Annotated in this window: 1 protein-coding gene; it reads left to right on the top strand. The window is 68.2% G+C overall.

Annotated features, from left to right (window positions below; all coding sequences use genetic code 11):
* A partial coding sequence (locus IE239_RS41505) for a polyketide synthase dehydratase domain-containing protein (RefSeq protein WP_190154614.1) occupies window positions 1-920 on the top strand: 920 nt, incomplete at both ends.

The raw sequence follows: 920 nt of genomic DNA, 5'->3' as shown, positions 1-920 counted from the left end.
GCGATCTGGGTGCGGTGGGGTTGGGTGCGGCGGGGCATCCGTTGTTGGGTGCGGCGGTGGAGTTGGCCGGTGGTGATGGGCTGGTGTTGACGGGGCGTTTGTCGTGTGGTGTGCAGGGGTGGTTGCGGGATCATGTGGTGGGTGGGGTGGCGGTGTTTCCGGGGACGGGTTTTCTGGAGTTGGCGTTGCGGGCGGGTGAGTTGGCGGGTTGTGAGCGGGTGGAGGATCTGACGCTTGCGGCGCCGTTGGTGGTGTCGGAGCGGGGTGGGGTGCGGGTTCAGGTTCGGGTGGGTGCGGTGGATGAGGGGGGTCGTCGCGGGGTGGAGATTCATTCTCGTGTGGAGGATGGGTGGGAGGGTCTTCCGTGGACGTTGCATGCCACGGGTGTGCTGGTGGGTGTGGGTGTGGGTGTGGGTGGGCCGGTGGTTTCGGCTGATCTGGGGGTGTGGCCGCCGCGGGGGGCGGTGGCGGAGTCGGTGGTGGGTGTGTATGAGCGGTTGGCTGGTTTGGGGTTGTCGTACGGTCCGGTGTTTCGGGGTTTGCGTGGTGTGTGGCGGCGGGGTGAGGAGGTTTTCGCGGAGGTGGTGTTGCCGGAGGGGGAGGAGGGTGTTGCGGGGCGGTTCGGGGTGCATCCGGCGTTGGTGGATGCGGCGTTGCATGCGGTGGTGTTCACGTCGGTGTTCGGGGATGGGCGGGTGCGGTTGCCGTTCTCGTGGTCGGGTGTGTCGTTGTGGGCGTCGGGTGCGCGTGCGTTGCGGGTGCGGATGGTGGTGTTGGGGTCGGGTGCGGTGGGGTTGGAGTTGGCGGATGCTGCGGGTGAGCCGGTGGCTTCGGTGGAGTCGCTCGTGTTGCGGGAGGTGTCCGGGGATCTCGCCGCGGTGGACGCCCGCCACGTCGACAACCTCTTCCAGACCGACTGG

The organism is Streptomyces humidus, assembly GCF_014649655.1.
Taxonomy (GTDB): domain Bacteria; phylum Actinomycetota; class Actinomycetes; order Streptomycetales; family Streptomycetaceae; genus Streptomyces; species Streptomyces humidus.
Note: the sequence above shows the minus strand (reverse complement) of the source record. Positions and strands in the feature narration are given on the sequence as shown.